Annotated in this window: 22 protein-coding genes; 3 read left to right on the top strand and 19 right to left on the bottom strand. The window is 50.1% G+C overall.

Features of this window, described 5'->3' with window-relative positions:
- The 6 genes from ACKOVI_RS00615 to ACKOVI_RS00590 form a co-directional block, all read right to left on the bottom strand.
- Nucleotides 1-1,034, bottom strand: a 1,034-nt coding sequence (locus tag ACKOVI_RS00615; RefSeq protein ID WP_509601802.1) for an aminotransferase class V-fold PLP-dependent enzyme, incomplete at its 3' end; no start/stop codon positions are given.
- A 2-nt stretch (nt 1,035-1,036) separates the two neighbouring features.
- The gene (sufC, locus tag ACKOVI_RS00610) at nt 1,037-1,789 is read right to left on the bottom strand and encodes a Fe-S cluster assembly ATPase SufC (protein ID WP_509601800.1); all 753 of its coding nucleotides are present in this window, start codon (nt 1,787-1,789) and stop codon (nt 1,037-1,039) included.
- 11 nt (nt 1,790-1,800) lie between these two features.
- A complete protein-coding gene (locus ACKOVI_RS00605) occupies nt 1,801-2,097 on the bottom strand; it encodes a non-heme iron oxygenase ferredoxin subunit (RefSeq protein ID WP_509601798.1) in 297 nt (98 codons plus the stop codon).
- Nucleotides 2,097-3,188: a Fe-S cluster assembly protein SufD gene (gene sufD / locus ACKOVI_RS00600; protein WP_509601796.1), complete on the bottom strand. Its 1,092-nt coding sequence runs from the start codon at nt 3,186-3,188 to the stop codon at nt 2,097-2,099. The genes ACKOVI_RS00605 and sufD overlap by 1 nt, the downstream gene beginning before the upstream one ends.
- Complete coding sequence (sufB, locus tag ACKOVI_RS00595) at nt 3,188-4,597, bottom strand: Fe-S cluster assembly protein SufB (protein WP_509601794.1); 1,410 nt, start codon at nt 4,595-4,597, stop codon at nt 3,188-3,190. Before sufB ends, sufD begins: the two co-directional genes overlap by 1 nt.
- Nucleotides 4,594-5,277, bottom strand: coding sequence for a helix-turn-helix transcriptional regulator (locus tag ACKOVI_RS00590; protein ID WP_509601792.1), 684 nt, complete (start codon nt 5,275-5,277; stop codon nt 4,594-4,596). The genes sufB and ACKOVI_RS00590 overlap by 4 nt, the downstream gene beginning before the upstream one ends.
- Before the next feature lie 76 nt (nt 5,278-5,353).
- On the opposite strand from ACKOVI_RS00590, the gene ACKOVI_RS00585 reads away from it, so the two are divergent.
- From ACKOVI_RS00585 to ACKOVI_RS00575, 3 genes are read left to right on the top strand one after another with little or no spacing between them, the layout of a single operon-like run.
- Nucleotides 5,354-6,211 (top strand): COX15/CtaA family protein, encoded by an 858-nt coding sequence (locus ACKOVI_RS00585; RefSeq protein WP_509601790.1) that lies wholly within the window; start codon nt 5,354-5,356, stop codon nt 6,209-6,211.
- Nucleotides 6,212-6,228: 17 nt separating this feature from the next.
- The gene (gene tkt, locus ACKOVI_RS00580; protein ID WP_509601788.1) at nt 6,229-8,280 is read left to right on the top strand and encodes a transketolase; all 2,052 of its coding nucleotides are present in this window, start codon (nt 6,229-6,231) and stop codon (nt 8,278-8,280) included.
- An 11-nt stretch (nt 8,281-8,291) separates the two neighbouring features.
- Nucleotides 8,292-9,845, top strand: coding sequence for a phosphoglucose isomerase-related protein (locus ACKOVI_RS00575; protein ID WP_509601786.1), 1,554 nt, complete (start codon nt 8,292-8,294; stop codon nt 9,843-9,845).
- A 9-nt stretch (nt 9,846-9,854) separates the two neighbouring features.
- Here the strand turns inward: ACKOVI_RS00575 and ACKOVI_RS00570 are convergent, their stop codons facing one another.
- The 13 genes from ACKOVI_RS00570 to ACKOVI_RS00510 form a co-directional block, all read right to left on the bottom strand.
- Nucleotides 9,855-10,196 (bottom strand): RNA polymerase-binding protein RbpA, encoded by a 342-nt coding sequence (locus tag ACKOVI_RS00570; protein WP_509601784.1) that lies wholly within the window; start codon nt 10,194-10,196, stop codon nt 9,855-9,857.
- A 3-nt stretch (nt 10,197-10,199) separates the two neighbouring features.
- The gene (gene secG / locus ACKOVI_RS00565; RefSeq protein ID WP_095531503.1) at nt 10,200-10,430 is read right to left on the bottom strand and encodes a preprotein translocase subunit SecG; all 231 of its coding nucleotides are present in this window, start codon (nt 10,428-10,430) and stop codon (nt 10,200-10,202) included.
- Nucleotides 10,431-10,494: 64 nt separating this feature from the next.
- On the bottom strand, nt 10,495-11,271 hold the full coding sequence (gene tpiA / locus ACKOVI_RS00560) for a triose-phosphate isomerase (RefSeq protein ID WP_509601782.1): 777 nt from the start codon (nt 11,269-11,271) through the stop codon (nt 10,495-10,497).
- Between the two features lie 32 nt (nt 11,272-11,303).
- Nucleotides 11,304-12,491, bottom strand: coding sequence for a phosphoglycerate kinase (locus ACKOVI_RS00555; protein WP_509601780.1), 1,188 nt, complete (start codon nt 12,489-12,491; stop codon nt 11,304-11,306).
- Nucleotides 12,492-12,496: 5 nt separating this feature from the next.
- The gene (gene gap / locus ACKOVI_RS00550) at nt 12,497-13,498 is read right to left on the bottom strand and encodes a type I glyceraldehyde-3-phosphate dehydrogenase (RefSeq protein ID WP_509601804.1); all 1,002 of its coding nucleotides are present in this window, start codon (nt 13,496-13,498) and stop codon (nt 12,497-12,499) included.
- 123 nt (nt 13,499-13,621) lie between these two features.
- Nucleotides 13,622-14,602, bottom strand: coding sequence for a DNA-binding protein WhiA (gene whiA, locus ACKOVI_RS00545; protein ID WP_509601778.1), 981 nt, complete (start codon nt 14,600-14,602; stop codon nt 13,622-13,624).
- A 7-nt stretch (nt 14,603-14,609) separates the two neighbouring features.
- Complete coding sequence (locus ACKOVI_RS00540; RefSeq protein WP_509601776.1) at nt 14,610-15,560, bottom strand: gluconeogenesis factor YvcK family protein; 951 nt, start codon at nt 15,558-15,560, stop codon at nt 14,610-14,612.
- Nucleotides 15,557-16,423 (bottom strand): RNase adapter RapZ, encoded by an 867-nt coding sequence (gene rapZ / locus ACKOVI_RS00535; RefSeq protein ID WP_509601774.1) that lies wholly within the window; start codon nt 16,421-16,423, stop codon nt 15,557-15,559. Before rapZ ends, ACKOVI_RS00540 begins: the two co-directional genes overlap by 4 nt.
- 37 nt (nt 16,424-16,460) lie before the next feature.
- Complete coding sequence (uvrC, locus tag ACKOVI_RS00530) at nt 16,461-18,377, bottom strand: excinuclease ABC subunit UvrC (protein ID WP_509601772.1); 1,917 nt, start codon at nt 18,375-18,377, stop codon at nt 16,461-16,463.
- 2 nt (nt 18,378-18,379) lie between these two features.
- Entirely contained in the window at nt 18,380-21,253 is a 2,874-nt protein-coding gene (gene uvrA, locus ACKOVI_RS00525; RefSeq protein WP_509601770.1) for an excinuclease ABC subunit UvrA, read from the bottom strand.
- A gap of 2 nt (nt 21,254-21,255) precedes the next feature.
- A complete protein-coding gene (gene uvrB, locus ACKOVI_RS00520) occupies nt 21,256-23,325 on the bottom strand; it encodes an excinuclease ABC subunit UvrB (RefSeq protein WP_509601768.1) in 2,070 nt (689 codons plus the stop codon).
- The gene (gene coaE, locus ACKOVI_RS00515) at nt 23,309-23,902 is read right to left on the bottom strand and encodes a dephospho-CoA kinase (RefSeq protein ID WP_509601766.1); all 594 of its coding nucleotides are present in this window, start codon (nt 23,900-23,902) and stop codon (nt 23,309-23,311) included. Before coaE ends, uvrB begins: the two co-directional genes overlap by 17 nt.
- Before the next feature lie 100 nt (nt 23,903-24,002).
- Nucleotides 24,003-24,512, bottom strand: a 510-nt coding sequence (locus ACKOVI_RS00510; RefSeq protein ID WP_509601763.1) for a S1 RNA-binding domain-containing protein, incomplete at its 5' end; no start/stop codon positions are given.

Here is a 24,512-nt window from a genome sequence, read left to right as displayed (position 1 = left end):
AATGAGACCGATGCACCACGAGATTCTGTATTTGTCGGTCCCACAACCGTTAATCCATCAACATTTGCCAATTGCTCGAGCAGGTATTTGGTCAATGAGAGTTCATGAGCATGGATTGCATCCATGCCGATGCGATCGAGATAGGTGAGCGCTGCGCCAAGTCCTGCCGCCTGCGCCATGTTAGGTACACCTGCCTCAAACTTGCGCGGAGCTGGCGCCCATGTTGCATCTGTCATCGTGACGGTTTCAATCATTGAACCACCGGTGAGAAATGGTGGAAGCTCGGCGAGAAGTCCTCTTCTCCCCCACATGACACCAATGCCTGTTGGACCTACAGCTTTATGGCCAGAGAAGACTAGAAAGTCAACGCCAAGTTCTGTCACATCGAGCTTCATGTGAGGAACTGATTGGCAAGCATCCAAAACAACAACCGCACCGACCTGATGCGCACGCGCAACAATTGCATCTAGCGGGTTGATTGTTCCGAGAACGTTAGATTGATGCGTCAATGCAACAACTTTTGTCTTCTCGGTGATGATTGAATCAATGGCAGATAGATCGAGACGACCTTCTGGGGTGACATCAAACCAAGAGAGAGTTGTGCCTGTTCGAGCTGCTAACTGCTGCCAAGGAATGAGATTGGCGTGGTGTTCCATCTCAGTAACAACGATTCCATCGCCAGCGCTGAGATGAAAACGATTTCCCGCAGCAGCGTTTCCCATCGCGTAGGCGATGAGGTTAAGTGACTCGGTCGCACTCTTCGTGAAGACGACTTCATCTACCGATGCACCTATGAACTGGGCAACGATTTCTCGCGCACCTTCATAAATATCAGTAGCTTCTTCTGCTAATTGATGAGCACCTCTATGAACAGCTGCGTTGTGTAGACGATAGAAATCGAGCTCTGCATCTATGACTACCTGTGGCTTCTGGCTAGTTGCTCCGGAATCTAGGTAGACAAGGCGCTTGCCATCGCGGATTGTCCGATCAAAGATCGGAAAATCCTTACGAATGGCAAGAGCATCGAAAGTCATTATTAGGCGCCTACGTACTCCGCATAACCGTTAGCTTCAAGCTTTTCAGCAAGCTCTGGGCCACCTTGCTCAACAACTTTTCCTGCCGCAAATACATGTACGAAATCTGGCTGGATATAACGCAAGATGCGTGTGTAGTGAGTGATGAGAAGAACGCCGAGATTATTAGCTTCCTTGGCGCGAACAACGCCTTCTGAAACGATGCGGAGAGCATCAACATCGAGACCCGAGTCAGTCTCGTCGAGAATCGCAAACTTAGGCTTGAGGAGCTCCAGCTGCATGATTTCATGGCGCTTCTTCTCACCACCAGAGAAACCTTCGTTGACATTGCGCTGTGCAAAGGAAGGATCCATCTTGAGGCCTTCCATCGCAGACTTTACTTCACCAACCCACTCGCGAAGCTTTGGGGCTTCACCGCGGAGAGCTGTTGCAGCTGTGCGTAAGAAGTTGGAGACAGAAACACCAGGGACTTCAACCGGATACTGCATTGCCAGGAAGAGACCAGCCTTTGCGCGTTCATCAACTGACATCTCAAGGACATCTGCGCCATCGAGAGTCACTGTTCCGCCTGTGATGGTGTACTTAGGATGACCTGCGATCGAGTATGCAAGCGTTGATTTTCCAGAACCGTTTGGTCCCATGATTGCATGAGTTTCACCAGACTTGATTGTGAGATCGACTCCCTTAAGAATCTCCTTCACGCCCTGTTCTGTATCAACAGTTACTTTTAAACCACGAATTTCAAGTGTGCTCATTGCGGACTCCATTACTTCTCAATCGTGACGGAGTCTCCGTCAACGCGTACTGAATATTTCTTTACTGGCATAACAGCGGGCGGTGTCAGTGCCTCACCAGAGCGGAGATCAAACTCTGCTCCGTGAAGCCAACACTCAATCTTGTAATCAGTGATGTCACCCTCTGCAAGAGATGCATCAGAGTGACTGCAGGTATCTCCGATGGCGAAAACTTCATCGCCAATACGAGCAACGCAGATTGCTTCACCATCTTTTTCGATACGTACAGGCTTACCCGGAACTAATGTTGCAAAAGAGAGATCAGACATTACTTACCTGCTCTTTCAAGCTCGCCATCGATGCGAGTCATGAGGCGCTCTTGAATTTCCTCATTCCCTATCAGTGAGATCACTTCGTTGAAGAATCCACGCACAACAAGGCGACGCGCATCTGCCTCTTGGATACCGCGAGACATCAAGTAGAAGAGTTGCTCATCGTCGAAACGACCTGTTGTTGATGCGTGACCTGCACCAACGATTTCTCCCGTTTCAATCTCGAGGTTTGGAACGGAATCTGCTCGCGCTCCATCTGTGAGAAGCAAGTTGCGGTTGAGCTCATAAGTATCTGTGCCCTCTGCAGCAGCACGGATATAGACATCGCCAATCCATACGGTGTGAGCATCCTTGCCGGCAAGCGCACCTTTGTAGTTAACGTTCGACTTTGCATGGGGAACTGCATGGTCAACATGCATACGGTGCTCGAAGAACTGTCCTTCTGTTGCGAAGTAGACGCCTTGCAAGTCAGCGGACGCGCCAGGCCCAACAAATTCAACCTTTGGCAACAAGCGAACAACATCTCCACCCACTGTGACATGGATAGCTTTGAGTGAAGCATCACGATCGATAATTGCAGAGTGAGTAGCTGCATAGACAGTCTTTGATCCCCACTCTTGCAATGATATGAAAGTCAGATCAGATCCTGGAGCGAGAACTATCTCAAGATCTTCTGCAAGAAGAGAATCGCCAGTATTTTCAAGGATGATGGTTGCCTGAGCGTGTTCTGCAAGACGGATCTGAACACGTGAGAACTCCGCAGTATCTACTCCCCCGCAACAACGATTGAGGATGATTGGATTTTCTACAACTGTGTTCTTCTCAATGGCGAGAATTGCTCCATCAGAGGTGTGGTTACGAACTCGATTAACAACTGCATCCTCACTTACTGATGCAGTTGTGATAGTTGAACGAGTGAATGAGACTCCAGGTGATGCGATGCCATTGAGAGTTAGAGACTGGCGATCCGAAGGTTTTGCACTTCCATCATGGAGACCAGCAAGACGCTTGAGGGGCGTAAAACGCCATGCCTCTTCCCGGCCTGTTGGTGTGTGGCTTTCTAAGAGGTTAGATTGAAGCGTTGACATTAACCGACAGCCCCTTCCATCTGAAGTTCAATCAACCGATTGAGTTCGAGGGCGTACTCCATGGGAAGTTCGCGAGCGATAGGTTCGATAAATCCACGCACAATCATCGCCATCGCTTCATCTTCATTAAGTCCACGTGACATCAAGTAGAAGAGCTGATCATCAGAGATTTTGGACACTGTTGCCTCGTGACCCATTGAGACGTCATCTTCACGAATATCTACATATGGATATGTATCGGAGCGAGAGATCGTGTCTACAAGGAGCGCATCACATTTCACAGTTGATGCTGAGTGATGAGCGCCTTCGTTAATCTGAACAAGACCACGATATGAAGTACGTCCTCCACCGCGTGCTACTGATTTAGAGATTACAGATGATGATGTGTACGGAGCGGCGTGAACCATCTTCGCGCCTGAATCTTGGTGCTGGCCAGGACCTGCAAAAGCAAGTGAAAGCGTCTCACCTTTTGCATGAGGACCCATCAACATGACAGCTGGATACTTCATAGTTACCTTGGATCCGATGTTTCCATCGACCCATTCCATCGTTGCGCCTTCTTCGCAGACTGCGCGCTTTGTGACGAGGTTATATACGTTGTTAGACCAGTTTTGAATTGTGGTGTAACGAACGCGTGCACCCTTCTTAACGATGATCTCTACTACAGCTGAGTGCAATGAGTCAGATTTGTAGATAGGCGCAGTACAACCTTCAACGTAGTGAATATATGAATCCTCATCAGCGATGATCAAGGTACGTTCGAACTGACCCATGTTCTCTGTATTAATGCGGAAGTACGCCTGTAAAGGAATATCAACGTGGACTCCCTTTGGTACGTAGATAAATGAACCACCAGACCATACAGATGTATTGAGCGCTGCAAACTTGTTATCTCCTACTGGGATAACTGTTCCGAAGTACTCTTTGAAGAGCTCTGGGTACTGCTTGAGACCGCTATCTGTATCAAGGAAGATTACGCCCTGTTTTTCAAGGTCTTCACGAATGGAGTGATAGACAACTTCTGACTCGTACTGTGCTGCAACTCCTGAAACCAAGCGCTGCTTCTCTGCCTCTGGAATACCGAGACGATCGTATGTGTTCTTGATTTCTTCAGGAAGGTCATCCCAGGTCGCAGCTTGCTTCTCAGTTGAACGTACGAAGTACTTAATGGTGTCAAAGAAAATGCCTGAGAGATCTGATCCCCATGATGGCATCGGCTTCTTGTCGAAGAGAGCTAAACCTTTAAGGCGAAGATCGAGCATCCATTGTGGCTCTGACTTCTTTGCGCTGATATCGCGAACGACATCTTCATTGAGACCACGTTTTGCGTTGGTACCAGCATCGTTTCCGTCGGACCATCCGTACTCGTAATTGCCGAGTCCTTCTAGTTCTGGGTGTGCAGTTGTCATGAGCGCGCCTTTCCAGACGTTAGGGTTTTCTTCTCCGAATTTTTGTGAGCTGAAATCTTTGGTATAAAAGTTGTGCAGACTCCATCGCCATGCGCAATCGTTGCTAGTCGCTGAACATGAGTTCCGAGTACCTTTGAAAAGAGTTCGGTCTCTGCTTCGCAGAGCTGAGGGAACTCAGCAGCAACATGTGCAATCGGGCAGTGATGTTGGCAGAGCTCTTCACCGAGTTCGCGAGCTGCGACCGTTGTTGCATAGCCTTCTTGATTGAGAAATTCAGCAAGGCCTGCGCTGAGGTTTTTGCTCTGAGCAAGCGTTGGTTCTGCTCGACGTCCCATCTCATCGGCACGAAAACGTGCAAAGAGACTGACGAGATGTGGTCCAGATTGTGCGGTAATAAATTTCAGTGCCGCAACTGCGAGATCGTCATATGAGTGTTCAAACTTTTCGCGACCCGCATCCGTCATGACAAAGACTTTGGATGGACGGCCACGCCCACGCGATAAGGCGCTATGAGGTTCGCGGGCCTCCAGGATTCCGTCCGCTATCAGGTGGTCGAGGTGGCGACGTACGCCGGCTGGAGTCAATCCCAGACGCTCCCCGATGACTACAGCGGTAGATGGCCCATTTTCGAGAACCGAGCGGACCACCGCATTGCGGGTGCTGACCTCGTCGATTTTCACAACAGTATTGTGTCGTAATTGCCGCCACCCCGCCACTTGGCACGCTCGCACGGCCCACCCTCGGTAGGCTTGCTATATGTCAGCTACCCGACTCCTTACGCCGGTAGCTCGCCTCCTCTTAGCTCTTCAAGCACTCTTAGTCCTCACCGGTGGTGCCGTTCGGGTCACAGGTTCTGGACTTGGATGCCCTACCTGGCCTGAGTGCACCGCCGATTCTTATACCCCGGTCGCAGGGCAGGCAGAAGGTGCACTTCATGCATGGATCGAATTCGGAAATCGACTTCTCACTTTTCTATTGTTCGCCGCCGCCGTTGCGATGGTTGTCATAGTGATCAAGAGCGGCCGTCGCGATCTTCGATTGCTCTCGATTTCGCAGATAGCGGGAATTTTTGGGCAAGCGATTTTGGGCGGCATCACAGTTCTGACAAAGCTCAATCCTTTCTCTGTAGCTTCGCACTTCATCCTCTCAATCATTCTCATTGCGGCCGCGCACACATTATTGATTCGAAGCGAAGCTGTTCGAATTGCACAACCACTTCGCTCGAGATTTATCACCGCACACACCCTGCTGACTTTTATAGTGATCGCTGCCGGCACTTTAGTAACCGGTGCTGGACCACATGCGGGAGATTCTGAAACACCACGTTTAGATGTTGCAGTCGAAACTGTTGCAACTATTCACGGCTTTCTAGTAGTCGCTCTCGTTCTTCTCACTATCACCGGAATCTACAAGCGATTCGATACATTTACCGGTGATACTCAACGATATCTCTCAATATTCTTAGCAATAGCTCTCGCTCAAGGGGTTATCGGTTATGCCCAGTACTTACTAGGGGTACCGGAAGGACTTGTGGTTCTTCACTTACTTGGCTCTTCAATACTTTGGATCGCAGCGTGGCGAGTTCGACTAACACAGTTCTATAGCTTCACTTAATCAACACAGGAGAAAAAATGGCGACAATGACCGGATGGACAGAGCTCGATGATCGCGCAGTTGCATATGCACGCGCTCTAGCTATGGACGCTGTACAAAAGGTTGGTAACGGCCATCCTGGTACAGCAATGACACTTGCGCCTGTTGCTTACAACTTATTTCAGCGCCACCTTCGCCATGACCCATCTGACCCCCAGTGGCTCGGTCGCGATCGCTTCGTTCTCTCATGCGGTCACTCATCATTAACCCTCTACACACAACTCTTCTTCAGCGGTTATGGTCTTGAGATGGAAGATATGCAGTCCTTCCGTACCTGGGCTTCGCTCACACCAGGACATCCTGAGTTCGGTCACACTGCAGGAGTTGAAACTACGACTGGTCCGCTCGGAGCAGGCGTTGCAACAGCGGTAGGAATGGCGATGGCAGCTCGATATGAGCGTGGATTGCTCGATCCAACAGCAGCTGAAGGCGCATCAATCTTCGACCACGATATTTGGGTTCTCTGCTCTGATGGAGACCTTCAAGAAGGCGTGAGCGCTGAAGCATCCTCGCTTGCCGGTACGCAAGCACTTGGCAACCTCAACATGATTTATGACGACAACCGTATCTCTATCGAAGGTGACACTCATGTTTCATTTACCGAAGATGTCGCTGCGCGTTACCGAGCTTATGGATGGCATGTTCAGGAGGTTGCAGCACTTGCTGATGGAAATATCGATTTGGTCGCACTTGATTCTGCGATTGTTGCGGCAAAGGCAGAGCGCAACAAGCCTTCTTTGATTCGCATGCACTCTGTGATTGCGTGGCCAGCGCCAAAGCTTCGCGGAACAGCTAAGTCACACGGCTCCGCACTCGGCGATGAAGAAATCGCCGCGACAAAAATCGAGCTCGGTCTCAATCCGGAAGAGAAATTTGAAATGCCTGCAGATGTACTGGCACATGTACGTTCTGTTAAAGATCGTGGCGCTGCAGCTCATGCTGAATGGAATAGAAAATTTGAAGAATGGAAATCAGCTCACGCAGAAAAGGAAGCTCTTCTCGAGCGTCTGGTAAAGCGTGAGCTCCCGGCAGGTTGGGATGCGCAGCTTCCAGAGTTCGAAGTGGGTAAAGATATAGCTACTCGCGCAGCCTCTGGTCATGTCATCAATGCCATCGCAAAGGCGCTCCCAGAGTTTTGGGGTGGCTCAGCTGATCTAGCCGAATCTAACAACACCACAATCGAAGGCGGGAAGTCATTCCTTCCTGCATCGAGCGCGATGAAAGATGCAGATCCATATGGTCGCATTATTCACTTCGGAATTCGCGAGCATGCGATGGGTTCTATTCTCAATGGAATTACCCTGCACGGCCTTACTCGTACATTTGGTGGAACTTTCGCAGTCTTTAGCGATTACATGCGTCCGACAGCACGCCTTGCTGCGTTGATGGATATTCCTACAACATTTGTCTGGACTCACGATTCAATCGGACTTGGTGAAGATGGACCAACTCACCAGCCAATCGAGCACCTAGCCGCGATGCGCGCGATCCCTAACTTTGCAGTCATCCGCCCAGCAGATGGCAACGAAGTCCGTGAGGCATGGAAGTCAGTATTGGTTCGCAAGAAGCCTGCCGGTCTCTTCCTCTCACGCCAAAATTTGCGCACGGTAGATCGCTCTACCCATGGCGCAGCAGCTGGCGTTGATAAGGGTGCATACATTCTTAAGGAAGCATCAGCTCAGCCAGATGTGGTCATCATTGCAACTGGTTCTGAAGTCGCTCTCGCGCTTGATTCTCAAATTGCATTGGAGGCGAAGGGAATCTCGACTCGTGTAGTCAGCGCTCCATGTCTCGAGTGGTTTAACGAGCAGCCACTCTCCTATCGTCAGAGCGTTATTCCAACTTCGGCAAAGGTGCGAGCAAGTATTGAAGCCGGAATCTCCCAAGGTTGGCGCGAATACGTTGGCGATTCAGGTGTGATTATCTCTATCGATCACTTCGGAGCATCAGCAGGTGCATCAAAGCTCTTTACTGAGTTTGGATTTACCGTCGAGCGCATCGTTGGCGATATCGAATCAGCTCTCAAGTAAAGGAGTCGGTTGTGACTATCAAAGTCTCTGGTGCATCCCTTTCAAGAGTCGATCGCACGTCGACGCGATACCAGTATCTTCGTGATGTTCATAAGAAAATTGCAGCGAAGGATCCCAACACCTGGGGACCGGATGCGGCAGAGGAAGCTGCAATCCGCCTTAACTGGGTGGATCTTCCGGAAACGACACAAGCTCTACGGGATGAAGTGAGTGCAGTAGCTGCACAGTTTGTAGATAAGTCACGAGTAGTTCTCTGCGGCATGGGCGGTTCATCACTTGCCCCAGAAGTGCTATCTAAAACTTATAAGCGCGAAATCATCGTGGTGGATTCGACAGATCCCAACTACATCGCACATGCCTTAAATGGCGATTTATCAAAGACTATCTTCGTCGTTAGCTCAAAGTCGGGTTCAACGATTGAGACATCTTCCCAGCGCGCCCTCTTCCAGAAGAAGGTCGCCGATGCTGGGCTTGATGTCACGCAGCACATTGTCTTCGTGACTGACCCTGGATCACCTCTCGATATTGAAACTCGTGCGGCAGGATTCACTGTCGTCAACGCTGATCCGAATGTGGGCGGACGCTTCAGCGCACTGAGTGCTTTTGGCGTTGTACCTGCAGTTCTTGCAGGAATTGATATGTGGACTGTGCTAACAGACGCATCTACTGCCAAAAGTCACTTCCTCGCATTTGACGAGGTCATTCTCGATGTCGCATATCTCTTGAGCGAAATCGCCGGTCAATACATCGGTTTTACCGATCATGGATCTGATGTGCCTGGTATCTCCGATTGGATCGAACAGCTCATCGCAGAATCCACGGGCAAGGATGGCAAGGGTCGCCTTCCTATCGTTGCAGAATCAGTCAGCGCTGCTGAAGTTGGCAATCCATTTACAGTGGCATTCTCCGAGGCAGGAGCTGATCTCAATGTTATTGCACCGCTTGGTGCACACTTCATTTTCTGGGAATGGGTCACTGCTCTCTTGGGTGCAACGCTTGAAATCGATCCTTTTAATCAGCCGAACGTCACAGAGGCAAAAGAGCAGACGCTCGCGCTCTTGAACGAGTGGAGGTCTACCGGTGCGACTACAGTCCCCCACTTGATACCTGAAGCAACTGAAGGTGATGTAGAAATTTTCGGTGCAGGAAATTCAATTATAGATTCGCTGCGAGAAATCATTTCAACTGTTCATGATGGAGGCTATATCTCAATCATGGCCTACCTAGATCGCAAAGATGATGTTGCACTTGAGGAACTTCGAGCTCTTATTGCTTCGGCATCAGGAAAGCCAACATCATTTGGCTGGGGTCCGCGCTTTATGCACTCCACTGGACAATTCCACAAAGCAGGACAGCCCAATGGAACTTTCATTCAGATCACTGGTGAGGTGGATTGTGATTTTGAGATTCCGGGTCGTGATTTCACCTTTGCCACACTCCTTGCGGCGCAAGGCCTCGGTGACGGAAAGGCACTCGCAAAACGTCAATACCCGCTCCTGCGTCTTCATCTGAAGAACCGCAGTGCGGGTATTGAGGAAATTCTTGCAGCTGCTCGAGCTTTGTAGTCGGGTCGACTATTCGATGTCATCTCCGCGAAGTTTGCGCAGGGCATCTTCTAGAATCTTTGCACCCTCTGCATCCGAACGACGTTCCTTTACATATGCAAGGTGAGTCTTGTAAGGCACATTGACTACTGCACTGGGTGGATTGTTGCGGTCGCGACCTGCTGGAAGGCCACACTTTGGGCAGTCCCACTGTGCCGGAATTTCAACAGTCTCTTCTACAGCAAATGATGGACGTACTTCATGATCATTTGCACACCAGTATGAAACTGTTGCGCGCTCGATCTGATCGCCGCGCTCTGCCTCGCCCATTGGGCCGGCGCCAACACGACTTCCGCGAATTGCACTTGCCATGAATTAACCCTTCAAAACGAGTGAGAGGCCAACAACGCCTGCGAACCAGAGGCCACCGACCACGATTGTGATGCGATCGAGGTTACGCTCTACAACTGAAGACCCGCCGTAGTTAGAGGAGATTCCGCCACCGAAAAGGTCTGAGAGCCCTGAGCCCTTGCCCTTATGCAGGAGGACGAGAAGGATCATCAAGACGCTTGTGATCACAAGAAAGATTGAGAGTGCTAAAGCCACGAAAAACTCCTTATTGAGCGGATGTCACTAGAGGGTAAGGATAGCGAATAAAGGGCAAACGGGATTACTCGGCCACTGCGTAGAACTTGGCAATTTTCGCCAATTCCTCAGGATCGAGGCTCGCGCCACCGATAAGAGCGCCATCGACGTCAGTCTGCTTCATGATCTCGACGATATTAGATGACTTCACTGAACCGCCGTAGAGAATGCGCATGTTGGACGCAATCTCAGATGAACCGATCTGTTCAATCTCTTCGCGGATAGCAGCACAGACTTCTTGTGCATCTTCAGGAGTAGCGGTCTTGCCGGTACCAATCGCCCAGACTGGCTCGTACGCAATCACAATCTTCTTGAGCTCGGGCTTAGTGAACCCTTCAAGACCAGCACGCACCTGGCGGATTACGTGCGAGACATGAGTTCCTGATTCACGGATGGCGAGTTCTTCGCCAACGCAGAAAATTGGAGTCAAGTCATTAGCAAGCGCAGCCTTAATTTTGCGGTTGATAAGCGCATCATCTTCATGATGGATTGCCCGGCGCTCCGAGTGGCCAATGACGACAAATGTGCAGCCAAGCTTTGAGAGCATTGAACCTGAGATATCTCCAGTAAAAGCACCTGAAGCCTCTGGTGAGAGATCCTGTGCGCCGTACTGAAGGCGAAGGCGATCTCCATCGACCATTGTCTGAATCGAGCGAATATCTGTAAATGGTGGGATTACTGCGACATCGACTGCATCATAATCGGCATCAGTGAGTGAGTAGACAAGCTTCTGTGCAACGGCAATCGCCTCGAGGTGATTGAGGTTCATCTTCCAGTTACCGGCCATCAATGGCTTACGCATATTTATATCCCTTGTTATGTTGTGTTGAAAAATTAGAGATCGAGAGCCTTGAGGCCAGGGAGTTCCTTGCCTTCGAGGTACTCCAGTGATGCTCCGCCACCCGTCGATATGTAACCGAACTGATCATCTTTGAAACCGAGTGCGCGTACTGCTGCAGCAGAATCGCCACCACCGACAACTGAGATTCCTGAAACTTCTGTTAGTGCCTGTGCCACCACTTTTGTTCCGTTAGCAAATGCTGCAAATTCAAAGACGCCCATTGGGCCATTCCAGAAGACCGTCTTACATTCGCGAATGGCAGCGGCAAATACAGCAGCTGAATCTGGTCCGATATCAAGACCCATCTGATCTGCCGGAATCGCATCGGCTGCGACAATCGTTGCTGGTGAATCCGCAGCAAATGCTGGAGCTACAACGATATCTGTGGGAAGAACTAAGCGAACGCCCTTTTTTTCTGCTTCCTGAATGAGGCCGCGCACAGTATCGAGCATCTCTGCTTCAACAAGCGACTTGCCAATTTCTTTGCCTTGCGCGGCAAGGAAGGTAAAGACCATTCCCCCGCCGATTGCCATGACATCTACCTTGCCGAGCAAGTTAGAGATAACACCAAGCTTGTCGGAAACCTTTGCTCCACCCAGAACGACGCCATAAGGACGAGCTGGATTTGTGGTGAGCTTTTTGAGAACCTCAACTTCTGCTGCAACGAGCGTTCCTGCTGCATGCGGTAGGAGCTTTGGAAGATCAAATACTGATGCATGTTTGCGGTGTACTGCGCCGAAACCGTCACCAACATATGCATCAGCAAGCTCTGCCAGCTCTGCCGCGAAAGCTGCGCGCTCTGAATCATCCTTCGAAGTCTCTGCTGCGCTAAAACGAATATTTTCAAGGAGAAGAATTTCTCCTGCTGCGAGTGTCGATGCAGCTGAAGTCACATCGTCTCCGGTGATTGCGCCTGCGAACTTGACCGGCTTGCCAAGTAGTTCTGAAAGGCGAACTGCAATGGGTGCGAGTGAGAGCTCTGGCTTTGCCTCACCCTTCGGACGACCTAGATGTGCAGCGATAACAATCGATGCCCCCTTGGAAAGGAGAGTATTAATTGTTGGAAGTGAAGCGCGAATGCGCCCATCATCTGTGATCTTGCCTTCCTTTAAAGGAACGTTGAGATCACAACGGAGGAATACGCGCTTACCCTGCACATCTAAGTCGTTCAAAGTAGTCATTTAAATTAGAGGCTCTTTCCTACATAGCCAACGAGGTCAACGAGGCGGTTTGAGTATCCCCACTCGTTGTCGTACCAACCAACAACCTTCACTGTTGTTCCGATCGCCTTAGTGAGCTGAGCATCGAAGATACATGATGAAGGATCTGTCACGATATCTGATGAAACGATGGGATCTTCTGTATATGAGAGGAAGCCCTTGAGTGAACCTTCCGCAGCCTTCTTCATTGCTGCATTGATCTGCTCTGCAGTTGCTTCCTTAGCAAGCTCGACTGTGAGGTCTGTAGCTGAACCTGTTGGAACTGGAACGCGCATTGCAAAACCATCGAGCTTGCCCTTGAGCTGTGGAAGTACGAGTGAAATCGCCTTTGCAGCACCAGTTGAGCTAGGGATGATGTTGGTTGCAGCTGCACGTGCGCGACGAAGGTCCTTGTGTGGGAAGTCAAGGATGACCTGATCGTTTGTGTAAGCATGGATTGTTGTCATCAAACCGCGGACGATTCCGAACTCTTCATCCAAAACCTTTGCCATTGGAGCGAGGCAGTTTGTTGTACATGAAGCGTTTGAGATCACATGGTGGTTAGCTGGGTCGTAGTTTTCGTGGTTAACGCCCATGACGACTGTGATGTCTTCATCTGTTGCAGGTGCAGAGATGATGACCTTCTTCGCGCCAGCTGCGATGTGCTTCTTAGCATCAGCAGCCTTTGTAAAGTGACCTGTTGATTCGATGACGATATCTGCACCGACTGAAGCCCATGGAAGGTTTGCTGGATCGCGGTCTGCGAATACCTTGATGGTCTTTCCACCAACTGTGATGGTGTCTTCTGTGTGTGATACCTCAAGTCCTAGGCGACCGAGGATTGAGTCATACTTTAAAAGGTGAGCAAGAGTTGCATTATCTGTAAGGTCGTTGATTCCGACGATATTGATATTGGGGTTGGTGAGCGCTGCACGGAAGAAGTTACGTCCAATGCGGCCAAAACCGTTGATTCCGACATTAATCATAATTAAACCTCGTTCGATTTCAGGTGAGAATTTCTCAACGTAAGCCCAGATCTAAATAGGTGGCTTTACTTGCGCCACAACGTTGGGACTTAGCGTAAGGATACCAGCCGTGAGCGTGAGAGGCGGTTACTCGCCGAGGAGATCAGGTGAGAGACCCGCCTCAGTATCAGGAATTCCAAGCTCAGCAGCGCGCTTATCTGCCATGGCAAGCAGGCGTCGGATGCGACCTGCGATTGCATCTTTGGTCATGGGAGGAGATGCGAGTGAGCCGAGCTCCTCGAGTGAGGCCTGACCATGAGCGATGCGAAGTTCGCCAGCCTCTTTGAGGTGATCGGGAATGGTGGGGCCGAGAATCTCCATAGCTCGTTGAACTCGAGCAGCGGCTGCAACTGCTGCACGTGCAGAGCGACGAAGATTTGCATCATCAAAATTGGCAAGGCGGTTTGCGGTCGCACGAACTTCACGGCGCATTCGCCGTTCTTCCCATGCGAGCACACTCTCGTGTGCGCCAAGGCGAGTGAGTAATGAACCAATTGCATCGCCATCGCGAATAACAACTCGATCGACTCCGCGAACTTCGCGAGCCTTTGCCGCAATATTGAGGCGGCGCGCAGCACCGACAAGTGCGAGGGCTGCCTCTGGACCCGGGCAGGTGATTTCCAGTGATGATGAACGTCCTGGTTCAGTTAACGAACCGTGGGCGATAAATGCTCCGCGCCAGGCAGCTTCTGCATCGCAGACATTTGCTGCAACAACTTGCGGAGGTAATCCGCGAATCGGGCGACCGTTTGCATCAATTAGACCAGTCTGACGTGCGAGTGCTTCACCCGCTTCGATGACGCGAACAACGTATCGAGAACCTTTTCGAAGTCCACTTGAAGAGAGGACCGCGAGATCGGAATCATGGCCGTAGATGTCGGCGATATCTTTCTTGAGGCGACGGGCAGACTGTGAGGTATCGAGCTCAACCTCAATAACGACTTTGCCAGAGGCAATATGGAGTCCCCCGGCAAAACGGAGAAGGGATGAAACTTCAGCTTTCCGACAACACGGTTTCGTAATCGTGAGTCGGCTGAGTTCATCTTTGACCGCAGCTGTCATTGCCATGGGGCTATCAAACCAGCAATTCTCGAGCTATGTGAGCGAAAGTTGAGGCTAATTTTTGCCCATCGTGATGAATGGTCACCTCTTTATCGCGTAAATCGGCCTCGAGGTAGCTCGTTCCGATGCTGGCTAAGTAATCCTGAAGCTCTTGTCGGCCTACGAGATTCTGGTCGGCGACTACGAGATCGAAGTGAAGGTCCGGTGCATAGCGACGAAGAATTTCACAATGTTCACGTGGTGAATAACCTGCGTACTCCCCCACCTTTGCATCACTTGCATGTGAATCGAGATTGAGTAGAAGTATCTTCTTTGCTGGTGCTTGTGCAATCGCATTACGTAACGATGGAACTAGTAAATGCGGAAGAACGCTAGAGAACCAAGACCCTGGCCCCATCGTGATCCAATCAGCTTCTGCAAGAGCTACAAGTACCTCTGCTCGCGTTGATGGATTTTCGGGCTTCATGCGCAATTCTTGTAAACGACCGGCTGTTGTTGCTACTGCAACTTGTCCAATAGCTTCTACAACGGTCCCATTGTTTTCAAATGTTGCTTCAATCGTAAGCGGCTCTGCAGTCATTGGCAGTACACGCCCAACAACTTTCAGAAGTGCACCTACACGATCTAGCCCGACAACAACATCCTCGTCGCGGTCCCATAACGCTGCCAGAAGTAGATTTCCTAGGGCATGGCCGTTGAGTGGACCATCGCTCGTAAATCGATATTGCATGATCTCTGCCCAGTCGCGACCCCACGTGTCATCACCACACAGAGCAGCAAGCGCCATACGTAAATCACCTGGCGGCATGATGGGAAATTCTTCTCGTAAGCGACCGCTGGAGCCACCGTTATCAGCAACAGTGACTACTGCCGTGATTTCGCTGGTGATGGAACGAAGTGCAGTCAGCGTTGCAGCAAGACCATGTCCGCCACCTAGCGCAACAACTTTTGGAGAGGATGTCATTCACGGCCTACATCGCGATGTGTTGCATGAGCAGAGACTGCAAAATCTCCGTGTTCGCGATTGAGTTGGTGTGCAATCTCTCGTGCGATAGAAACTGAACGATGTTTACCGCCAGTACAGCCGATTGCGATTGTGACGTACTTTTTACCCTCTTGTAGGTAGCCAGGAATCATCTTCTCAACAACTGCAACGTATGCCTTTACGAAATCAGCAACACCTTCGGTGGCAAGGACGTGGTCGTATACCGCATTATCGAGGCCAGAGAGTGGACGAAGTTCTGGGATCCAATGCGGATTAGGAATAAATCGGCAATCTAATACGAGGTCCGCATCAACTGGGATTCCATATTTGTAACCAAAGGAGAGAACGTTGATACGTAGTGCCTTCGCCATCCCTGCAGCAAAGATTTCTGCCGTGCGCTTTTCTAGTTGGTGCACGTTGAGATTAGAGGTATCAATGACGACATCGGCTTGTGCACGAAGATCCTCTAGCTTTGCGCGTTCGCGCTCAATCCCGTCAACGATTCGATCGCTCGATTGCAGAGGGTGTGGGCGGCGAGTGGATTCAAAGCGCTGAACAAGAGCTTGATCACTGGCATCCAAGAAGAGAAGTCGATACTTAATATTCGACTTTCCTAACTCTGTCAGAGCGCTAGCAAGTGCATCAAAGAACTTTCCACCACGAACATCGACAACAACTGCGACCACTGATTCTGTTTTTGACATCTCAGATGCGAGCTCCGGAAGTAGGGCCGGAGGTAGGTTATCGACGACGTGCCATCCCAAATCTTCAAGGGCATGTGCGACTGTAGAACGTCCTGCACCTGACATACCGGTAAGAATCAGGAGCTCTCTATTTGTCATGGCTTCATTCTGCACTATCGGTCAAGTACCTAAGAAACTAATCTGAATAGATCTCACCGGTCTGCATATCAACTGCTGGCGTGCTCAGTTTCTGCAGGTGGGAGAAGATTATTCCTGCGATAGTTACGCCGATACCCGGCGTGGACTCTAGTTCGGCAAGCGAAGCTTTACGAATAGCTGTGACTGAACCGAATCTATCAAGCAATGCCGTGCGTCGTGATTCACCCAATTGCGGAATTTCATCGAGGAGCGATTCAAGCATCACCTTGGAACGTTTCGATCTATGGAAAGTGATTGCAAATCGGTGGGCTTCATCTCGAATGCGCTGCAAGAGGTACATGCCCTCGCTAGTGCGCGGCAAAATCAGAGGGTCAGATGAGTTGGGCAGCCAGACTTCCTCCAAACGTTTTGCAAGACCCACAAGAGCGATATCCGTAACTCCAAGTTCATCGAGTGCGCGCTGTGCTGCTGCAACTTGAGGCGCTCCACCATCGACAACGATGAGTTGAGGCGGATATGCAAACTTGGAGAGCTTGCCACCGGTCTCTGCAATCTCACTTCGATTTACTTGGCGATCTGCAAGCAGTCGTTTCATGCGACGTGTGATGACCTGATGCATGGCACGTGTGTCATCGGTGGCAGTCTCGGTATCAATCGCAAAACGGCGGTATTCACTCTTCTTCGCAAGCCCGTCTTCAAAGACCACCATCGATGCAACAACAGAAGTGCCAGAAATATTAGAGATGTCATAACACTCGATGCGAAGCGGAGTGCGTGGTAGCTCAAGCTGCTCTTCCAGCTCGATGAGTGCCTTCCCCGAAACTGCGGCATCGGTAGCACGCTTACTCATAAACTGCACTAGAGCGTAATGTGCATTGCGCTCGACGGTTTCGAGAAGTTCAACCTTCTCGCCACGTTGTGGAACCTTGATAGTGACCTTATGTCCCGCCACAGAGGTGAGCCACTCCCCTAGCGCTTCACGATCTGCAGGTTCACCATTGATGTGAATAACAGATGGAATCTCAGTGGTGCCATCGCCATAGATAGAGAAGAGAAGTGATGCATATTGATCATCGCCTTCAAGCGTGCGCTCTTGATCAACAATCCATGAACGCGAGCCTTTGATAGACCCACGTCTTACGATAAAGATTGAACCTGCGGCATGTAGCCCTTCCTCATGGATTGCAATGAAGTCCCCATCGAGATCATCGGAGAGATTTCCTTGGGTAGAGCGCTGAGCTTTTTCAAATGATTCAATTTGGTCTCGGATGCGTGCAGCTCGTTCAAATTCTTCACGTTGTGATGCAAGCTCCATCTCTGCCTTCATGGTTGGGAGAAGATCTTCCATCCCAGCTTCCATAAAGGCCTCTAGCTTGTAGGCAATCTCTTTATGCTCTTGCGGTGTCACCCATCCAACGCAAGGTGCTGCACATTTACCTATGTCCCCTAAAAGACATTGACGATGAGAGCGTTGAGCCCGCTGAAAATTGCCGGCGCTACATGAACGGACTGGAAAAACTTTGAGCAAAACTTCATAGGTATTTCTAAGCGCCCAAGCATTTGTATAAGGCCCAAAGTATTTCAGCCCGGAACGCTTCTCTTTTCGGGTAATAAAGATGCGCGGAAATTCATCCTCAAGTGAGATAGCTAGATACGGGTAAGACTTATCATCTTTAAATTGAACGTTATACGTCGGGTGATACTGCTTGATCCATGAGAATTCGAGCGCAAGTGCCTCTAACTCTGTATTGACGATGGTCCAATCAACTCGAACAGCCTCGTGCACCATGCGATATGTCTTCTGAGCAAGGTTTGATCCAAAGTACGAACTCAGACGATTCTTCAGATTCTTCGCTTTGCCAACATAGATGACCTTGTCGCTCTTGTTATAGAAGCGATAAACACCTGGCTCCTCTGGAATCTCAGAGGGGCGATAGCTGGCGGGATCTGCCATCTCTACTTCTTCTTAGCTGAGGTTTTCTTCGCGGCACCATGAGAGGCGAGAATTTCGGCAAGGAATTGGCCGGTGTAGCTGGCCTTGACCTTCGCCACTTCTTCAGGTGTTCCCTCGGCAACAACTGTTCCACCGCGGAATCCGCCTTCTGGCCCCATATCGATAACCCAGTCCGATGATTTAATGACATCGAGGTTATGTTCGATAACAACAACGGTATTACCGGTTTCCACTAAGCGCTTGAGAACACCTAACAACTTATTGACATCTTCAAAGTGAAGCCCCGTCGTTGGTTCATCGAGAACATAGATGGTGCGACCAGTGGAACGGCGTTGAAGTTCTGTTGCGAGCTTGACGCGCTGAGCTTCTCCTCCTGAAAGCGTTGGCGCTGATTGTCCGAGACGTACGTAGCCAAGTCCGACATCACATAAAGTCTTGAGGTAGCGAGCAATAGTAGGAACAGATTCAAAGAATTCATATGCAATCTCAATAGGCATATCGAGAACTTCAGCAATTGTCTTGCCCTTGTAATGCACTTCAAGTGTTTCGCGGTTGTAACGGGCGCCATGACAGACTTCGCAAGGAACATACACATCAGGCAAGAAGTTCATCTCAATTGTGATGGTTCCATCACCCGAGCAGTTCTCGCAGCGGCCACCTTTAACATTGAAAGAGAAGCGACCCTGCTGATATCCACGCACTTTGGCCTCAGATGTCTCAGCGAAGAGCGCACGAACCTTGTCGAAGACGCCTGTATAGGTTGCAGGGTTAGACCGCGGCGTACGACCGATTGGTGATTGATCGACGTGCACTACCTTGTCGAGCTGGTCGATACCTGTGACAGTGCGGTGGCGGCCTGGCACCAAACGCGCGCCATTGAGTTTGTTGGCAAGAGTTGTATAGAGAATGTCATTGACGAGGGTTGATTTTCCTGAACCCGAAACGCCGGTAACGGATACAAAGAGGCCCAAAGGAATTTCAACTTCAACATCCTTCAGGTTATTCTCCTTAGCGCCCTTTACGACGAGCTTGCGCTGAGGGTTGACTGGGCGACGCTCTGATGGGATCTCAATTGATTTCCGACCTGAGAGATATGCGCCAGTGATTGACTCTTTAGAGTTGATCAAATCTTCGTAAGAGCCAGAGACGACAACATGACCACCGTGTTCACCTGCGCCTGGTCCGATATCTACCACCCAATCTGCGGTGCGGATAGTTTCTTCGTCATGTTCGACCACAATCAAGGTATTGCCAAGGTTGCGAAGACGCGTCAAAGTGTCAATTAGACGACGGTTATCGCGCTGGTGCAGGCCAATGCTTGGTTCGTCGAGAACATAGAGAACTCCTACGAGGCCGGAACCAATCTGCGTTGCGAGGCGAATTCGTTGAGCCTCGCCACCCGACAAGGTTGCAGCAGGACGGTCCAGAGATAGGTAATCAAGGCCAACATCGAGCAAGAAGCCCAGGCGAGCATGCACTTCCTTCATGACACGCTCTGCAATCTGAGCCTCACGTGCATTGAGTTCGATGCCCTTAAGGAATGTCGCACAATCATCAATAGAGAGAAGACAAACTTCAGCGATTGATTTTCCACCGATAGTCACAGCAAGAACCTCAGGCTTTAGCCGCGCGCCTTTACATGCAGGACATGGCGTTTCGCGCATATATGCCTCGTACTTTTCGCGGCTATATTCGCTATCAGTCTCTGAGTGTCGACGATGGATAAATGGAATCACACCTTCAAAACCGGTTGAGTAATTACGTACTCGTCCATAACGGTTCTTATATTTCACATGAACTTCGTAATCAAAGCCATTAATAACAGCTTCTTTAGCTTTAGCCGGAAGCTTCTTCCAAGGGGTATCGAGCTTAAATTTGAGCTCCCCTGCTAACGCTTCAAGTAATCGCAAGAAGTATTCAGAAGATTGACCGCCAGCCCAAGGTGCAATCGCACCTTCTTCTATAGAAATTGAATCATCAGGAATGATGAGGTCTTCATCTACCTCAAGCTTTGTACCGATACCTGAGCATTCAGGACAGGCGCCAAATGGTGAGTTAAATGAGAACGAACGCGGTTCGAGCTCTTCAAAGGAGAGATTGCAATCGTGGCAGGCAAGGTGCTCGCTGTAGGTGCGTTCTTTCTCATCGCCTTTTGCATCTACGAAATCGAGGATGACTAAACCACTTGCGAGTTTGAGAGCGGTTTCAATCGAATCTGTCAGTCGTGACTTACTCTCCGCCTTTGCAGTGAGGCGATCGACGACAACTTCAATCGTGTGCTTCTCTTGCTTCTTGAGTTTTGGCGGCTCAGATAGCTGGATTGTTTCGCCATCAACGCGAGCACGTGAATAGCCTTGTGTGACGAGATCGCTAAAGAGATCTACAAATTCACCTTTACGCTCACGCACAACGGGGGCGAGTACCTGAAATTTTGTCGTTGCTGGCATTGTAAGAATTTGATCAACGATCTGTTGTGGAGATTGTCGAGAGACTGCCTTGCCGCAATTAGGACAGTGAGGTCGACCTGCACGAGCAAAGAGCAGGCGGAGATAGTCATAGACCTCAGTGATCGTTCCGACTGTCGAGCGTGGATTTCGGTTGGTGGATTTCTGATCGATAGAGACAGCAGGTGAGAGACCTTCGATGAAATCAACATCTGGTTTATCCATCTGTCCAAGGAACTGACGCGCATATGCCGACAGTGATTCCACATAGCGACGCTGACCTTCGGCAAAGATTGTGTCGAAGGCGAGCGATGATTTACCTGAACCTGAAAGTCCAGTGAAGACAATGAGAGCATCGCGAGGAAGTTCGAGCGATACATCCTTAAGGTTATGCTCGCGAGCACCACGAACTACTAGCTTCTCAATGCTCACCTTTAATGACCTGCCTCATCCATAGATCGAAGTTCACGCTTGAGCTCTTTTATCTCATCACGCAGGCGGCCTGCGAGTTCGAATGCGAGCTCATCAGCAGCGCTACGCATCTGCTCGGTGAGGGAGCCTATCAACGCGGCAAGTTCTTGGCGCGCCATAGAACCCTTTCCGCGCTCAACAAATGGGACCGATGCCTTTGCGCCCTTGATTCCAGCAATGAGCTCATCCGTATCATCGCTCTCTCGAGCAATCATGTCCGTAATATCTGCAATCTTCTTTCGAAGAGGTTGAGGGTCGACGCCCTTCTCGAGGTTGTAAGCAATCTGCTTGGCGCGGCGACGATTGGTCTCATCAATTGCCTTCTCCATCGAAGCGGTGATGTTATCGGCATACATATGTACTTCACCTGAAACGTTACGAGCCGCACGACCGATTGTCTGAATAAGTGATGTTGCAGAACGAAGGAATCCTTCCTTATCTGCATCGAGAATTGCCACAAGTGATACTTCTGGGAGGTCGAGACCTTCACGGAGCAAGTTGATTCCGATAAGTACGTCGTAATCTCCAGAGCGGAGTTCACGCAAAAGTTCTACCCGGCGAAGTGTGTCTACCTCTGAGTGAAGATATCGAACTCGTACCCCGCGCTCTTGTAGATAATCCGTCAGATCTTCCGACATCTTCTTAGTTAGAGTTGTCACAAGTACGCGTTCATTCCGCTCTGCGCGGATATTGATCTCTTCTAGTAGATCATCGATCTGACCCTTAATCGGCTTAATGACAATCTTTGGATCAATCAAACCTGTTGGACGAATTACTTGTTCAACCACATCACCCTTCACCTTCTCCATCTCGTACTTGCCTGGAGTTGCAGAGAGGTAAATAGTCTGACCAACACGTTCTTGGAACTCGGGCCACTTCAGCGGTCGGTTATCGAGAGCGCTAGGAAGGCGGAATCCGTGCTCAACCAAGGTGCGCTTTCGAGAAGCATCACCTTCAAACATCGCTCCGATCTGCGGAACAGTGACGTGGCTTTCATCGATGACACAGAGGAAGTCTTCCGGGAAGTAATCGAGCAAACAGTTCGGAGGAGAACCTGGTTCGCGCCCATCGAGATGACGAGAATAATTTTCAATTCCAGAGCAGAAACCAAGTTGTTCCATCATCTCTAGATCAAATGTTGTACGCATACGAAGGCGCTGTTCTTCGAGGAGCTTGCCTTGCTTGGTAAAGGCATTGAGCTGAACCTGAAGCTCGTCCTGGATATCGCTCATCGCGCGTTTCATTGTCTCTGGCCCTGCTGCATAGTGGGTCGCTGGGAAGATATAAATCTCTTCTTCATCGCGCACGATTTCGCCGGTCAGAGGATTGAGAGTTGTAATTTTCTCGATTTCATCACCGAACATCTCAATGCGAATAGCGAGCTCTTCATACATCGGAATAATTTCAACGGTATCTCCACGAACACGGAATGTTCCACGTTCGAATGCAACATCGTTGCGTTTGTATTGAACATCAACGAATCGGCGAAGTAACGCGTTGCGCTCGATCTCGTCGCCGACCTTGAGGTGAATCATGCGATCGATGTACTCCTGCGGAGTTCCAAGACCATAGATACAAGACACTGTCGCAACCACAATCACATCGCGACGGGTAAGCAATGAATTGGTAGCTGAGTGACGCAAGCGTTCTACCTCATCATTGACGCTGGAGTCCTTCTCAATGAAGGTGTCTGTCTGCGGCACATAAGCCTCTGGCTGGTAGTAGTCGTAGTACGAGACGAAGTACTCAACTGCATTGTTAGGCAGTAACTCTCTAAATTCATTGGCAAGTTGTGCTGCCAAAGTTTTGTTCGGCGCCAAGACCAAGGTAGGGCGCTGTAACTTCTCCACCAACCAGGCGGTGGTCGCAGACTTACCAGTACCGGTTGCACCGAGAAGTACAACATCCTTCTCCCCTGCGTTGATACGGCGAGCTATCTCTTCAATCGCTGCCGGCTGATCACCTGCGGGAACATATTCGGAAATTACTTGAAATGGCGCAACTTTGCGCTGCACCTCACTGACGGGGCGCATTGAGCTCGGTCTCCCAGATTCGTGCACATTCAGCAAAAAGCTCTGCGCGATCGCCATCATTGATGATTATGCGATCAGCAACGGCTTCACGCTGTTCTTGTGATGCCTGTGCTGCAATACGACGTTCAGCTTCATCTTCGTCCATGCCACGCTCAAACAATCGGTCCAAACGATTTTCAATATCTGCCTCAACGGTGATGACGTAATCAAATTTATCTTGAGCGCCTGTTTCAACGAGCAACGGAATCTCATAGACCAGAACATCTCCCGGGCTGAGCGCCTTGATCTTTTGCGCTAGCGCTTCTTGAACCCTGGGATGAATAATCGCTTCAAGCTTCTTCCGCTTGGCTGCATCCTTAAAAACAATCGATCCCAATTTCTTGCGATCAATCTCGCCGTTCTTCACAACTTTGCTGGAGAACTCTGCGACAACCTCATCAAACCCAGGCCTGCCTGGCTCAATCACATCCCTTGCTAACTGATCTGCATCAATCACGAGCGCACCCAGCTGTGCGAACATATTGGCCACCGTGGACTTCCCAGCTCCGATTCCTCCAGTAAGCCCCACGATCAACATAGACGGAACTCTACTCACTGAAGAGAAATTCTGTGCTTTAGGCGATGTTAAGAAAATGAAAAAGCCCCCCGAACGAATCGAGGGGCTTTTTTCGTGAAGATTATTCAGCTGGAGTAGCTGCAGCCTCTGCTGCTTGCGCTTCAGCCTTCTGCTTCTTGTGAGCAAGGAAGCGCTGCTGAGCTTCAGCGTATTGACGCTCCCACTCTTCGCGCTGTGCTTCAAATCCTGGCTTCCATTCCTGTGAATCAGGATCAAAGCCTTCTGGGTAGATGAAGTTTCCATCTGCATCGTAGCGAGCAGCCATTCCGTACTGTGTTGGATCGAATGCTTCGACCTCAACATCTTGTCCTTCATTAGCTTGCTTCAATGAGAGTGAGATGCGACGACGCTCTAGATCGATATCGATAATCTTGACGAAGAGCTCGTCATCTACTGCAACAACCTGCTCTGGAATCTCAACGTGGCGCTCTGCGAGCTCTGAGATGTGAACAAGTCCTTCAATTCCTTCGTGAACACGGATGAATGCACCGAATGGAACGAGCTTTGTCACGACGCCTGGCACAACAGTGTTAATGGTGTGTGTGCGTGCAAATGCTTGCCATGGATCTTC

The sequence above is a fragment of the Candidatus Planktophila sp. genome (assembly GCF_046070465.1).
Lineage (GTDB): Bacteria > Actinomycetota > Actinomycetes > Nanopelagicales > Nanopelagicaceae > Planktophila.
This window is presented reverse-complemented; position numbering and strand designations above follow the sequence as displayed.